The organism is Rugamonas rubra (assembly GCF_900114705.1).
GTDB lineage: Bacteria > Pseudomonadota > Gammaproteobacteria > Burkholderiales > Burkholderiaceae_D > Rugamonas > Rugamonas rubra.
In genome coordinates, this window is sequence record NZ_FOTW01000009.1 from 247,513 (window position 1) to 259,536 (window position 12,024).

Annotated in this window: 13 protein-coding genes and 2 pseudogenes; 7 read left to right on the plus strand and 8 right to left on the minus strand. The window is 65.3% G+C overall.

The annotated features are described in order from the left end of the window. Positions 1–67 precede the first annotated feature (67 nt). Both metG and BM252_RS10340 read left to right on the plus strand, forming a co-directional pair. Positions 68–2,224, plus strand: coding sequence for a methionine--tRNA ligase (gene metG / locus BM252_RS10335; RefSeq protein ID WP_093387119.1), 2,157 nt, complete (start codon positions 68–70; stop codon positions 2,222–2,224). A gap of 9 nt (positions 2,225–2,233) precedes the next feature. Then, on the plus strand, positions 2,234–2,713 hold the full coding sequence (locus tag BM252_RS10340; protein ID WP_093387122.1) for a GNAT family N-acetyltransferase: 480 nt from the start codon (positions 2,234–2,236) through the stop codon (positions 2,711–2,713). An 87-nt stretch (positions 2,714–2,800) separates the two neighbouring features. Here BM252_RS10340 and BM252_RS30950 read toward each other — a convergent pair whose 3' ends face one another. The 3 genes and pseudogenes from BM252_RS30950 to BM252_RS31625 form a co-directional block, all read right to left on the minus strand. Then, positions 2,801–2,968: a hypothetical protein gene (locus BM252_RS30950; RefSeq protein ID WP_174900485.1), complete on the minus strand. Its 168-nt coding sequence runs from the start codon at positions 2,966–2,968 to the stop codon at positions 2,801–2,803. Positions 2,969–3,031: 63 nt separating this feature from the next. Continuing rightward, a complete protein-coding gene (locus BM252_RS30005; RefSeq protein ID WP_217429896.1) occupies positions 3,032–3,262 on the minus strand; it encodes a hypothetical protein in 231 nt (76 codons plus the stop codon). 243 nt (positions 3,263–3,505) lie between these two features. Continuing rightward, positions 3,506–3,633 (minus strand): annotated as a pseudogene (locus BM252_RS31625) (IS481 family transposase); the annotation flags it as partial. Positions 3,634–3,671: 38 nt separating this feature from the next. Here BM252_RS31625 and BM252_RS10345 point away from each other — a divergent pair. Further along, positions 3,672–3,824: pseudogene (locus tag BM252_RS10345) on the plus strand (GNAT family N-acetyltransferase); the annotation flags it as partial. A gap of 111 nt (positions 3,825–3,935) precedes the next feature. On the opposite strand, the gene BM252_RS10350 reads toward BM252_RS10345, so the two are convergent. Continuing rightward, positions 3,936–4,835 (minus strand): DMT family transporter, encoded by a 900-nt coding sequence (locus BM252_RS10350; RefSeq protein WP_093387124.1) that lies wholly within the window; start codon positions 4,833–4,835, stop codon positions 3,936–3,938. A 144-nt stretch (positions 4,836–4,979) separates the two neighbouring features. Between BM252_RS10350 and BM252_RS10355 the strand changes: the two genes are divergently transcribed. The 4 genes from BM252_RS10355 to panC all read left to right on the plus strand — a co-directional run bounded on the left by BM252_RS10355 (position 4,980) and on the right by panC (position 8,254). Continuing rightward, positions 4,980–6,041: a porin gene (locus BM252_RS10355; protein WP_093387126.1), complete on the plus strand. Its 1,062-nt coding sequence runs from the start codon at positions 4,980–4,982 to the stop codon at positions 6,039–6,041. Positions 6,042–6,164: 123 nt separating this feature from the next. Then, on the plus strand, positions 6,165–6,374 hold the full coding sequence (locus BM252_RS10360) for a DUF3460 family protein (protein ID WP_093387128.1): 210 nt from the start codon (positions 6,165–6,167) through the stop codon (positions 6,372–6,374). 18 nt (positions 6,375–6,392) lie between these two features. Further along, positions 6,393–7,358: a segregation and condensation protein A gene (locus tag BM252_RS10365; RefSeq protein ID WP_245774183.1), complete on the plus strand. Its 966-nt coding sequence runs from the start codon at positions 6,393–6,395 to the stop codon at positions 7,356–7,358. Between the two features lie 56 nt (positions 7,359–7,414). Continuing rightward, positions 7,415–8,254, plus strand: a complete 840-nt coding sequence (gene panC, locus BM252_RS10370; protein ID WP_093387131.1) for a pantoate--beta-alanine ligase — start codon at positions 7,415–7,417, stop codon at positions 8,252–8,254. Between the two features lie 111 nt (positions 8,255–8,365). Here the strand turns inward: panC and BM252_RS10375 are convergent, their stop codons facing one another. The 4 genes from BM252_RS10375 to BM252_RS10390 form a co-directional block, all read right to left on the minus strand. Next, complete coding sequence (locus tag BM252_RS10375) at positions 8,366–9,574, minus strand: EAL and HDOD domain-containing protein (RefSeq protein WP_093387133.1); 1,209 nt, start codon at positions 9,572–9,574, stop codon at positions 8,366–8,368. A gap of 178 nt (positions 9,575–9,752) precedes the next feature. After that, on the minus strand, positions 9,753–10,400 hold the full coding sequence (gene cheZ, locus BM252_RS10380; RefSeq protein WP_093387136.1) for a protein phosphatase CheZ: 648 nt from the start codon (positions 10,398–10,400) through the stop codon (positions 9,753–9,755). Positions 10,401–10,402: 2 nt separating this feature from the next. Then, positions 10,403–10,792, minus strand: coding sequence for a chemotaxis response regulator CheY (gene cheY, locus BM252_RS10385; RefSeq protein ID WP_008450066.1), 390 nt, complete (start codon positions 10,790–10,792; stop codon positions 10,403–10,405). A 126-nt stretch (positions 10,793–10,918) separates the two neighbouring features. Then, positions 10,919–11,989, minus strand: a complete 1,071-nt coding sequence (locus tag BM252_RS10390) for a protein-glutamate methylesterase/protein-glutamine glutaminase (protein WP_093387138.1) — start codon at positions 11,987–11,989, stop codon at positions 10,919–10,921. Positions 11,990–12,024 lie beyond the last annotated feature (35 nt).

Here is a 12,024-nt window from a genome sequence, read left to right on the forward strand (position 1 = left end):
CAAAGTGCCCACTGCGGGCATCCGCTGTTAAAATGCTTGTTTCCTCCACCCACAAAGTGCATCAATCATGACCCGCAAGCTGTTCGTCACCACTGCCCTGCCTTATGCAAACGCCGCCTTCCACATTGGCCACATGATGGAATACATCCAGGCCGACATCTGGGTCCGTTTCCAGCGAATGCAGCGCGACGGCGCCGGACTGCGCGAGGTGCACTTTGTCGGCGCCGACGACACCCACGGCACGCCGATCATGATCGCCGCCGAGAAGGAAGGCATCACGCCGCAGGAGTTCGTCGCCAAGATCGCCGCCGGCCGCGCCCAGTACCTCGACGGCTTCCACATCGCCTTCGACAACTGGTACTCGACCGACTCGCCGGAAAACGTCGAGCTGTCGCAGGGCATCTACCGCAAGCTGCGCGACACCGGCCTGATCTCCACCAAGATCGTCGACCGCTTCTTCGACCCGGTCAAGGGCATGTTCCTGGCCGACCGCAACATCAAGGGCGAGTGCCCGAAATGCGGCGCCAAGGACCAATACGGCGACAACTGCGAAGTCTGCGGCGCGGCCTACCAGCCGACCGAGCTGGTCAATCCCTTCTCGGTGTTCACCGGCTCGACGCCGATCCTGAAGCCGTCCGAACAGTACTTCTTCAAGTTGTCCGACCCGCGCTGCTTCGAGTTCCTCAAGGACTGGCTGAACACCCCGGGCCGCTTGCAGCCGGAAATGGTCAACAAGGTCAGCGAATGGCTGGGCGAGGCCGGCGAAAAGCTGGCCGACTGGGACATTTCCCGCGACGCGCCCTACTTCGGCATCCCGATCCCCGACGCGCCGGGCAAGTTCTTCTACGTCTGGCTGGACGCGCCGGTCGGCTACCTGGCCAGCCTGAAGAACTACTGCCAGAAGAAGGGCATGGACTTCGACGCCCTGCTCAACGACCCGGCCACCGAACAGATCCACTTCATCGGCAAGGACATCGTCTCCTTCCACCTGCTGTTCTGGCCGGCCATGCTGAAGTTCGCCGACCATCCGGTGATCGACAAGCTGAAGGTCAACGTGCACGGCCACCTGACCGTCAACAACGAAAAAATGTCCAAGTCGCGCGGCACCGGCATCTCGCCGCTGCGCTACCTGAACCTGGGCATGAACCCGGAATGGCTGCGCTACTACATCGCCTTCAAGCTCAACTCCAAGGTCGAGGACCTGGACTTCACCGGCGACGACTTCGTGGCGCGGGTGAATAGCGACCTGATCGGCAAATACGTCAACATCGCCAGCCGCTGCGCCGGCTTCATCGCCAAGAAGTTCGACGGCAAGCTGGCCGCCAGCCTGTCCGAAGGCGCCCAGGGCTGGATCGCGCGCGCCCTGACCACCGCCGACGGCAAGCAACGCCAGGCCAGCATCGCCGCCCACTTCGACGGCCGCGAGTTCGGCAAGGCGCTGCGCGAGATCATGGAGATCGCCGACATCACCAACCAGTACGTCGACGAGAACAAGCCGTGGATTTTGGCCAAGGACGCCGACAAGACCGCCGAACTGCACGACGTGTGCACCACCGCGCTGATCCTGTTCCGCCAGCTGACCATCCTGCTGTCGCCGGTGCTGCCGGGCGTGGCCGCCAACGTCGCCAAGTTCCTCAACGACGAGCAACTGGTCTGGGCCGACACCGACGTCGCCAGCGGCGTCGTCTCGCAGGCCATGCTGGGCCGCAGCATCGGCGCCTACAACCACCTGATGACCCGGGTCGACGCCAAGATGATCGAGGAACTGTTCGACGCGCCGGCGCCGGCCGCAGCGGTAGCTGTTGCCGCGCCGGCCGCCAAGGCCGCCGCACCTGCCGCCGCGTCCGCCGCCGCCCCGCTCGACGGCGTGGAAGCGCTGGCGCCCGAGATCAAGATCGACGACTTCATGAAGATCGACCTGCGCATCGCCAAGATCGTCAACTGCGAGCACGTCGACGGCTCCGACAAGCTGCTGCGCCTGACCTTGGACGTCGGCGAAGGCCGCCTGCGCAACGTCTTCTCCGGCATCAAGTCGATGTACCAGCCGGAAGAACTGGTCGGCAAGCTGACCGTGATGGTGGCCAACCTGGCGCCGCGCAAGATGAAGTTCGGCGTGTCCGAAGGCATGGTGCTGGCCGGTTCGGCCGCCGACGAGAAGGCCAACCCTGGCATCTACATCCTCAACCCGTGGCCTGGCGCCGAGCCTGGCATGCGCATCCGCTAAGGACAGCCGATGAACATCGTGGTGCGCGAAGCAACGAATGACGATGCCAGACTGATCGCCGACCTCACGCGTTCCGCGTGGGCCGGCAAGGTCAACGTCACCTCGAGTGGCCACCGGGAAACCGCCGTACTCGTCGCGCAGCATTTGCGCGACGGCGGCGGTTTTGTCTTGTTGATCGACGAGGTGCCGGTCGGCTCGGTGCGCTGGCTGCCGCTCGACGCCGAGCCGGACGTGTGGGAAATCGTCCGCATGGGCGTGATCGCCGAGCGGCGCGGCAGCAATTTGTCGCAGCACCTGCTGGAGGCGGTGATCCACCACGGCCTGACCTGCGGCGTCGAGGAGCTGCGCCTGGCCGTGCGCAGCGACCAGCCCAAGCTGATCGACTTCTACGCCGCCTTCGAGTTCGAGCTGGCCGAGGAGCTGGAATACAGCCACGCCAACCCGATGGAGCCGCCGCCGCTGGTGATGCGGCGCCTGCTGCGGCACTAGAATTGGAATCAGGTCGTGAAGTTTCTTTCAACGGACTGAAGATTGATCTGACGCCAAACCAGCCTTATCGCATTCTAAATTAATGCGCTATTTCTTCCCCACTTTTTTCTTTATCAAAACACCAATCAATGCGGCCACATTTCCAATAAGAAGATATTCAAAAGCCATTAACCCATTTGCATGCGAATGATCGGCGACGTACCAACCAACTAAACCGCCTATACTCCCTACAATTAGCGTCTTCAAGATGATCATTTCCTATCTCCTGATTTTTCATTCGCATCCAAACAATGATTCGAAAACCATATGAAGGCCGCTTCATTTACTATCTAGACGGCACAGACGACCCGCTGAGATGAAGCCGCCAAATGCGCCTCCAAATGCACACACGACGAACGCCAGTGGGCCACCAAAAATGCCACCAATGGCTCCTGCCATCGCCCCTCCCATCACCGCATTCGTGCACGGCGTATCTACTGGCGCGACCTGACCACGGCTCCCCATTGCACCCGAAATCGCCTGAATCTCTACCAAGTTCAATTGTTTCATTTCGTTCTCCATCAAATGTATTAGAAAAATCCAATTTTTCTCACACCTTGAACGCTTCCGAACAAGTTATTGGAAAGAAGGCGTTGAATGCCTCTCTAAGCTCAGTTTAAGAAAATTCGAAAAATAGATATTGACATCAGGCAAACTAAGTGGAATGCATGCAACTATCATGCATGAATACTCATAGGCCTACGGGCAATGAACGAATGTAGCTGTCAAGTCCGTCGAGCCGATGGCGCGCTGCATCCAGCGCATGGCTTGGTCGATGACAACGAACAAGTAGAGGCGCGAGGTCTCGTCGGGCATCTGAGGCTGGCACTTGAATATCGACGTGCGGGGAAGCTCAGCTCATAGTCCTTGAAGGTCTTTTCGGCAGAGATCGCTTCATCCTCGCCTAACCTACTGCGGCGAGGAGCTGCGCCTGGCCGTGCGCAGCGACCAGCCCAAGCTGATCGACTTCTACGCCGCCTTCGAGTTCGAGCTGGCCGAGGAGCTGGAATACAGCCACGCCAACCCGATGGAGCCGGCGCCGCTGGTGATGCGGCGCCTGCTGCGGCACTAGGCCTTCTACCCCGACCCCGCAAAACTAAGTGGTACGCAAGCGTCACCACTTGGGGTCAGACCCCGTACGGGGTCTGACCCCGGCCTGCTGTGCGGGGTGCGCTCGCGCCCCTCAGCGGCGCGACGACACCACAATCCCGCCGACGATCAAGGCGAACGCCGCCAGGTGGTAGCCGTGCGGCGCCTCGCCGAGGAAGGCCGACGACATCAGCGCGGCGAACAGCGGCGTCAGATTGGTGAAGAAGGCGCCCACGCTGGGGCCGGCCTGCTGCACGCCGGCACCCCAGCAGCGGAAGGCGATCACCGCCGGGCCGATCGCCACATAGGCCAGCGCCGCCGCCAAGGTCCAGCTCCAGTGCACCTGGGCGCTGCTGACGGCCCACTCGCCCGCCGCGAAGGCGCCCGACCAGACCACGCCGAAGGCCACCTGCGCCGCCAAAAAGCCGGCCCAGCTGGCGCGGATCTCGTCCGGCAGCTTGGTCCGCGTCAACAGCCAGCTGTACAGCGACCAGGCGATGGTCGCCAGGATCATGAAGATGTCGCCGGCCACCAAACGCAGTTCGAGCAGATGGCCCCACTCGCCGCGCGCCAACACCAGCAGCACGCCGGCGATCGACAGCACGGCGCCGGCCACCTGGCGGCGCGACACCTTGACGCCGAAGAACATCCAGCCCGTCAACATCATCCACACCGGCATGCCCGAGGCCACCAGCGTGACGTTGATCGGTGTCGAGCTTTGCAGCGCCAGGTACTGCAGCGCGTTGTAGATGCCGATGCCCAGCAGGCCGAGCAGCGCGAAGCTGCGCCAGTGCGGCCACACCGGGCCGTCGCGGCGGAACACCGGGCCGGCCAGCGGCAGCAATATCAGCAGGGCGATGGCCCAGCGCAGGAAGTTGAGCAGGATGGGCGGCACGGCCTCGTGCACCAGACGGCCGACGATGGCGTTGCCGGCCCACAGCAAGGGGGCCAGGGTCAAAAGGAAGGCGGTCTTGGGCGTGAGGCGGTGGTTCATGCGCGGGGGTAGGAATATTGGCAAAGGCACAGCATACGCGATTCGCTTGTCGCCGTCCCGCTACACCGCGCCGCAATAACTTGAAGTTGTGCCAATAAGGGGTAGCATGGGACGGGTTTTAGCCACCGATTGACAGGAAAAACCATGAAAACTGTTTCCGCCGCCATGCTGGTCCAGGCGCTGTTTTGCTGCGTCGCAGTACCGGGCGCGGCCATGGCCCAGGCCCAGGCCCAGCCGGGCAATGTGCGCCTGTACGGCCTGGTCGACCTCTACGCCGCAAGCGGCAACGGCGCCGGCAACGGCGCCGGCAGCGGCACCGCCGGCCCGCGCAGCACGGTCGTCAACAACGGCGGCATGACCACCTCCTTTTGGGGTGTGGCGGGAACGGAACAACTGGGCGGCGGCATGTCCGCCCAGTTCGCGCTGGAAAGCTTTTTCCGCGCCGACAGCGGCGAGGCGGGCCGTGTGCCCGGCGAGGCACTGTTTTCCCGCGCCGCCTATGTCGGCCTGGCCGGCAACTGGGGCACCGTGCGCATGGGCCGGCTGCCCAATCCCCTGTTCATCGCCAGCGCCTACGCCAATCCCTTCGGCGTCTCGACCCGCCTGTCGCCCCTGGTCGACCAGTTGTGGAGCGCGCCCTTCGGCAGCGCCATCGTCGGCGACACGGGCTGGAACAACGCCCTGGCCTACCTGTCGCCCACCGTCAACGGCGTCAGTCTGACGCTGCAGGGCAACTTGGGCGAAGGCGCCGCCACCAGCTTCGGCAACAACAAGGCGGCCGTGCTGCGCTACACCGGCGCCGCGCTGGCGTTGACGGCGGCGGCCCAGCGCGTCGCCAACGGCCTCAACATCAGCGCCGCCGCGCCGCAGCAGACCGTGTATTTCGCCGCCGCCAGCTACGACCTCGGCGCAGTCAAACTGTACGCCGGCTACAACCGCGCGCATACCGAAGTGAGCGACCGGCGCAGCCGCACCGGCCACCTCGGCCTGTCGGTGCCGGCCGGCGCCGGCAACTGGATGCTGGCCTGGGCCCGCACGCGCGAGAACGCGGCGCTCAAGCCGGCCTTCCACCGCGACACCGCCAGCGCCGGCTACGACCACAACCTGTCGCTGCGCACCGACCTGTACGCGGTCTACCTGCGCGACAAGCTGAGCAACGCGGCCGGCGGCAACACCCTGGCACTGGGCCTGCGCCACAAATTCTAAACGGGCCGGTGCCGCCGACCGTGCGCGGCGCGGCCGCCGGATTGCCCACCGGCAGCGATAGAATTACCGCCGCCGCGCCGGGCGCGGTAAAATACGCGCTGCTGATCCACCCACATTGAATCCATGAAACTGACTAAACAACATCAGATGTACGAATCCGAGCACACTTTGTTCATCAAAGAGCTGAAGGCCAAGAATCCGGGCATGGAAGAAGGCCAGCGCGCCGGCCGCGCCCTGCTGTGGGACAAGGCACCGGTGTCGCTGTCGGAACAAGAGCGCCAGCTCGAGTCGGCCGTCAAGCAACAAGCCTACGTCTACCAAAACAAGGTCTAACAGCCCGGGGCGGCTAGGATGTTGCCAGAGGAAACGGCCAGCGCCACGGCGCTGACGCCGGCTGAGGACGCTATCGCGCTGCTCGACGCGCCGCCCACCGGCGGCACCGGGCCGGCGCCCGCCGCCGTCGGCGCCGTCCTGGCGGCCCGGCCGGCCGATCCGGCCGATGCGGCCACAGCGGCGGCCGACGCGCCGGCCGTCGACACCGCGCTGGCCCGCCTGTACGGCGAGCCGCTGCTGCGCATGCCGACCGACCTGTACATTCCGCCCGACGCGCTGGAGATCTTCCTCGAGGCCTTCGAGGGACCGCTCGATCTGCTGCTCTACCTGATCCGCAAGCAAAACTTCAACATCCTCGACATTCCGATGGCGCAGGTCACCCTGCAATACCTGAAGTATGTCGACCAGATCCGCCTGTCGAACCTGGAGCTGGCCGCCGAATACCTGTTGATGGCGGCCATGCTGATCGAGATCAAGTCGCGCATGCTGCTGCCGCCGCGCCACAGCGAGATCCTCGACGCCCCCGACTTCGACCCGCGCGCCGACCTGGTGCGCCGCCTGCTCGAATACGAGCAGATCAAGCTGGCCGCCTACGACCTGAACACCATGCCGCAGCTGGACCGCGACTTCGTCCGGCCGCGCGTGTTCATCGAGCAGGGCCTGGAGCAGCACTGGCCCGAGGTCGAACCGATCGACCTGCAGCGCGCCTGGCTCGACGTGTTCAAGCGCGCCAAGCTGACCCAGCACCACCAGATCAGCCGCGAGGAGCTGTCGGTGCGCGAGCACATGACCTCGATTTTGCGTAAGCTGCAATCGTCGCGCTTCATCGAGTTCGACGACCTGTTCGACAGCGCCGGCGGCGTGCCGGTGGTGGTGGTCAACTTTGTCGCCCTGCTGGAGCTGGCCAAGGAAACCCTGATCGAGATCACCCAGGCCGAACCGTTCGCCCCGATCTACGTGCGCCTGGCGTATTCGCCGGCCTGAGCCGCGACGCCGCGCCCGCCCCCTCTTCCCCATCTAGTCCATCGCGAAAGCCTGCCATGAAAATCATCTCCTCCATTGAAGAACTGCGCGACCAACTGAGCGGCCAACTGCGCACCTCCTTCGTCCCCACCATGGGCAATCTGCACGAGGGCCACCTGTCGCTGATGCGCCTGGCGCGCAAGCACGGCGACCCGGTGGTCGCCTCGATCTTCGTCAACCGCCTGCAGTTCGGCCCCGGCGAGGACTTCGAGAAGTATCCGCGCACCTTCCAGGCCGACGTCGAGAAGCTGGAAAAGGAAGGCGTCTACGTGCTGTTCGCGCCGACCGAGAAGGACCTGTACCCGGAGCCGCAGGAGTTCCGCATCCGTCCGCCCGAGGACCTGGGCAACACCCTGGAGGGCGAGTTCCGCCCCGGCTTCTTCACCGGCGTGACCACGGTGGTGATGAAGCTGTTCGCCTGCGTGCAGCCGCGCGTGGCCGTGTTCGGCAAGAAGGACTACCAGCAACTGATGATCATCCGCAACATGAGCCGCCAGTTCGCCCTGCCCACCGAGATCATCGCCGCCGAGACCTACCGCGCCGAGGACGGCCTGGCCCTGTCGTCGCGCAATATGTATTTGTCGGCGCCGGAACGCGCCGAGGCGCCGGCCCTGTACCGGGCGCTCAACTTCGTCGCCAGCGAGATGCGCGCCGGCCACCTCGACATCTACCAACTGGAGCACCAGGCGATGGACGAGCTGGCCAAGCGCGGCTGGAACCCGGACTACATCTCGATCCGCAAGCGGATCGACCTGCAACCGCCGAGCGCCGGCGACCTGGCCCAGGGCACGCCGCTGGTGGTGCTGGCCGCGGCCAAGCTGGGCGGCACCCGCCTGATCGACAATCTGGAAATCTAAGCGGCGCCAACAAAACCCAGCGTAGCAAGCGGCGCGGCGCGAGGGTCAGACCCTAGGGTCTGACCCTGGATCGACGCCGCTGGGTTCGACGATGGCGCCCAGCCAAGCCGGCTAGCTCGCCACGTTCTGCGCCCAGGCCAGCGCCGACAGGTGGGCCTGGTTGACCTCTTGCGGGCTCAGGCCGAGCGAATGGGCCAGCGCCGCCACCAGCGTCGAGTTGAGCTCGCAGGCCTCGGCCAGCGCCAGATAGGGGCCGTACTTGCCGCCCCGCGTCAGCAGCGCCACCACCACGTCGTCGGACAGCTGGATCGCCTCCAGCACCCGTTCCATCGGCATGCCGAGCAGGCGGTCGAGCAGCGAGAACATGCCGGCGACGAAGATGTTCTCCGCCTCGCCCTTGCCCAGCGCGGCTAGGCCGAGCAACTCGGCCAGGCGGCCGCGCACCACCGCCGTCTCCAGCAGCACCGGCGAGTAGCCGTTGCTGCTGGCGGTGGCCAACAGCAGGGTCAGCCAGCGGTACAGCGGCGAATAGCCTAGCAGGGCCAGCGCCTGGCGCAGCGACTGCACCTCGCGGCCGGCGCCGAAGCCGGCCGAATTGATGAACCTCAACAGTTTGTAGGACAGCGTGGCGTCGCGCTTGAGCACCGCCTCGATCTGTGCCGCGTCGGCGTTCTGCCGCACCATCTGCATCAGTTGCAAAATGACGGTCTGGGCCGGGTTCATGCCCTTGGCCGCGCTGCCCGGCCGCGGCGTCAGGTGCAACTTGCCGACGAAGGCGTCCAGGCCGAGCGCGGCGCAGGCGTCGAAGTCGGCCCAGTTGCCCACCGGCCGGCCGACCATCCGCACCGCCGCCTGCCGCAGCGCGGCGTAGTTGCGCGCCTGGGCCGCCACGTCGGCGCCGGTGAAGCGCACCTCGACGTGCGAGGCGACGCCGGCCAGGCCCTTGCCCAGCTTGGCCAGGTCGGCCTCGCGCAGCAGGATGCCGACGCCGCCGGCGCGCAGCGCCCGCACGGCCGCCAGCGTGGCCGGGTCGGCCAGGGTGGCGGTCTGGATCGACAGCACGGTGTGTTCGGGGGGCATGTTGTGCAGCGCGTCGGTCGACAGCATCGCCGGCACCGCCTGCAGGAACAGGGTCTTGTCGCGCAGCAGCCAGCCGTCGTCCGGGTGGTTGACCTGGCCGGCGACGAAGCCGACCAGCTCCTCCAGCGCGGCCGGCGCGGCCGCGCCGGGCGCGCCGTCCTGCCAGCTCAGCTCGTAGCCGAGCACCCGCTGTTGCGGATCGAGCAGGGGTTCGCGGACGAGGAAATTGGTGTGGTGCATGGCGGGCGCGGCGTTCGAGGTCCGGTGGACTACCCTGCTGGCACGCGGCCGGCGCCCCGCTGGCGGGCCGCTCTTGCACCGCGGACTCGCCACGGCCGCCACGCGGCGGCCGTCCGCGCCGCCCCCAGCAGGGGAGCCGGCGCGGGCCCCCCCCGAGGCGGGGGCGACGCGATCCTAGTTAAAAGCCGAGACTGTCGAGCAGGTCGTCGACCTGCCCCTGGTCGGCCACAACGCCCTCGCCGGCCGGGTCGATCTGCGGACCGTTGAGCAAGCCGTTGTCGATTTCCTTCTTCAGCTGTTCCGGCGCGAAGTCGATCAACATCTGCACCAGTTGCTGCTCCACGTTCTGGGCGATCGAGGTGACCTTCTTGATCACCTGCCCCGTCAGATCCTGGAAATCCTGCGCCATCATGATGTCCATCAAATGCGACTTGGTGCCGCTGGTGTGCGCGCTCGTCGCGCCCAGCGTGGCGATGGTCTGCTGCGCCAGCGCGCGCCAGTCCTGCTCGCCGGCACCGTTGGCCAGCAGCGTCTGCCAGGAGCTGCTCAGCTGCTTGGCGTCGGCGCCGATCTGGTCCTGCAGCGGGCCGGCCGCGTCGGTGGCGTTGAGCACCTTCTGCGCCGCGTCCTCGCTGAGGCGGGCGACGTACTCGAGGCGGTCGCGCGCGTCCGGCATGTCGGAGGCGGCCTTCTCGATCAACTTGTCGAGGCCGAGGCCGCGCAAGTTCTCGTGCAGCGCCCGCGTCATGTGGCCGATGCGCGACAAGAACTCCTCGTTCGGCTCCACCATTGCTGCCTGCATGGCGCCGTTGTCTTGCTCGGCCATCGTCAAGCTCCGAGTTTTTCGAAGATCTTGTTCAGCTTTTCATCCAGCGTGGCCGCCGTGAATGGCTTGACGACGTAGCCGTTGGCGCCGGCCTGGGCCGCCGCGATGATGTTTTCCTTCTTCGCCTCGGCGGTGACCATCAGCACCGGCAGCTTGGCCAGCGCCGGGTCGGCACGAATGTTCTGCAACATGGTCAAACCGTCCATGTTCGGCATGTTCCAGTCGGACACCACGAAGTCGAACGATTCCGCGCGCAGCTTGGCCAGCGCCATGACGCCGTCCTCAGCCTCGTCGACATTGGCATAACCCAGTTCTTTCAACAGATTCCGGACGATGCGGCGCATCGTCGAAAAATCGTCAACAACTAAAAATTTCATCTTTGGATCAGCCATGAATTACTCCGTTGTTTCTTCTTACGCGGTTGTTAATAGTGTCTACAATTGCCAGCAAGTTGTAGGATAGCATTTTCGCTGCCCCGGGGGCGAACAAAGTAACAGGAAAACGTCGGCGATCGTGTATTAAACACGCAAAGCGCGCATGCCGTGTGCCGCCAAATAGCCCAGCACCATGCCCGGCAGCGCCTGCAGCGCGCCGACCTCGTGGGTGGCCCCCACGGCGATGGCCTCGCGCGGCATGCCGAACACCACGCAACTGGCCTCGTCCTGGGCGAAATTATACGCCCCGGCGTTCTTCATCTCCAACATGCCGAGGGCGCCGTCCTTGCCCATGCCGGTCAGGATCACGCCGACCGCGTTCTTGCCGGCGCACTGGGCGGCCGAGCGGAACAGCACGTCGACCGAGGGGCGGTGGCGGTTGACCGGCTCGCCCTGGTCGATCTTGGTCATGTAGTTGGCGCCGCTGCGCGTCAAGGTCAGGTGCGAGTGGCCCGGCGCGATGTAGGCGTGGCCCGGCAGCACCCGCTCGCCGCCGGCCGCCTCGCTCACCGAGATCTTGCACAGGCTGTCGAGGCGCTTGGCGAAGGAGCGCGTGAAGCCCTCCGGCATGTGCTGGGTGATCAGGATGCCCGGGCAGTCCGACGGCATCTGCATGAGGAACTCGCGGATCGCCTCGGTGCCGCCGGTCGAGGCGCCGACGATGATCAGCTTCTCCGACGAGGTCAGGGGGTTGCGCAGCTGCGGCAGCTGGCCGGCGGCCACCTCGCCCGGCTGCGGCAGCGTGCGGGCGCGGATGCGCGCCTTCGAGGCGGCGCGGATCTTGTCGGCGATCAGCTCGGTGTACTCGCGCATGCCGGACTGGATCGAGATCTTCGGCTTGGTGACGAAGTCGACCGCGCCCAGCTCCAGCGCGCGCATGGTGATCTCGGAGCCGCGCTCGGTCAGCGAGGAGACCATCACCACCGGCATCGGCCGCAGGCGCATCAGTTTTTCCAGGAAGTCGAGGCCGTCCATCTTCGGCATTTCGACGTCGAGCGTGAGCACGTCGGGGTTGGTCTGCTTGATCAGCTCGCGCGCCACCAACGGGTCGGGGGCCACGCCCACCACCTCCATGTCGGGTTGGCTGCTGATAATTTCGGTCATGACACTGCGGATCAGGGCGGAGTCATCGACGATCAGGACTTTGATCTTCATAGCGCTACTTTCTTATTCTGGTTCAAATACGGCCC

What these genes read in the sequence shown, in the direction of transcription:
- metG (WP_093387119.1), top strand. Translation starts at nt 68, where the DNA reads ATGACCCGCAAGCTGTTCGTCACCACTGCCCTGCCTTATGCAAACGCC.
- BM252_RS10340 (WP_093387122.1), top strand. Translation starts at nt 2,234, where the DNA reads ATGAACATCGTGGTGCGCGAAGCAACGAATGACGATGCCAGACTGATC.
- BM252_RS30950 (WP_174900485.1), bottom strand. Translation starts at nt 2,968, where the DNA reads ATGATCATCTTGAAGACGCTAATTGTAGGGAGTATAGGCGGTTTAGTT.
- BM252_RS30005 (WP_217429896.1), bottom strand. Translation starts at nt 3,262, where the DNA reads ATGAAACAATTGAACTTGGTAGAGATTCAGGCGATTTCGGGTGCAATG.
- BM252_RS10350 (WP_093387124.1), bottom strand. Translation starts at nt 4,835, where the DNA reads ATGAACCACCGCCTCACGCCCAAGACCGCCTTCCTTTTGACCCTGGCC.
- BM252_RS10355 (WP_093387126.1), top strand. Translation starts at nt 4,980, where the DNA reads ATGAAAACTGTTTCCGCCGCCATGCTGGTCCAGGCGCTGTTTTGCTGC.
- BM252_RS10360 (WP_093387128.1), top strand. Translation starts at nt 6,165, where the DNA reads ATGAAACTGACTAAACAACATCAGATGTACGAATCCGAGCACACTTTG.
- BM252_RS10365 (WP_245774183.1), top strand. Translation starts at nt 6,393, where the DNA reads ATGTTGCCAGAGGAAACGGCCAGCGCCACGGCGCTGACGCCGGCTGAG.
- panC (WP_093387131.1), top strand. Translation starts at nt 7,415, where the DNA reads ATGAAAATCATCTCCTCCATTGAAGAACTGCGCGACCAACTGAGCGGC.
- BM252_RS10375 (WP_093387133.1), bottom strand. Translation starts at nt 9,574, where the DNA reads ATGCACCACACCAATTTCCTCGTCCGCGAACCCCTGCTCGATCCGCAA.
- cheZ (WP_093387136.1), bottom strand. Translation starts at nt 10,400, where the DNA reads ATGGCCGAGCAAGACAACGGCGCCATGCAGGCAGCAATGGTGGAGCCG.
- cheY (WP_008450066.1), bottom strand. Translation starts at nt 10,792, where the DNA reads ATGGCTGATCCAAAGATGAAATTTTTAGTTGTTGACGATTTTTCGACG.
- BM252_RS10390 (WP_093387138.1), bottom strand. Translation starts at nt 11,989, where the DNA reads ATGAAGATCAAAGTCCTGATCGTCGATGACTCCGCCCTGATCCGCAGT.